Genomic DNA, 316 nt, shown 5'->3' on the forward strand with positions numbered 1-316 from the left:
GTAGCGATACGGCCAGCGATACAGCGCGTACTGATACGGCCCGTGACGCGTGCGCGAGCCGCGCAGCAAGGGCTCGTAGTAGCCCGTCACGAGGCCGTCGAGCGTGCCGTCGTTATTGGCGAGCTGGAAGGGCGTGAAATAGGCCTCGAAGAAACTGCGCGCCGCCGACATGTCGAGGTCGTCGAGCTGCTGCGCCGCCGCGCAAGCCTTCTGCCAGCCAGCCTGACGCGCAAGCCGGCTGCAGTTCTGACGCAGTGCCGCTGTGGCGCCGATCAGTGAATCGTCCTGCCAGCCTGGCACCTGCTGCCAGCTCACC

1 protein-coding gene is annotated in these 316 nt (G+C 66.8%); it reads right to left on the bottom strand.

The features are described 5' to 3' along the window. Window positions 1-316 (bottom strand): MltA domain-containing protein (locus QCE58_RS30960; protein ID WP_309780692.1); only part of this gene is annotated, 316 nt, incomplete at both ends.

Origin of the sequence: Caballeronia sp. LZ028 (assembly GCF_031451415.1) — a bacterium.
Classification (GTDB): domain Bacteria; phylum Pseudomonadota; class Gammaproteobacteria; order Burkholderiales; family Burkholderiaceae; genus Caballeronia; species Caballeronia zhejiangensis.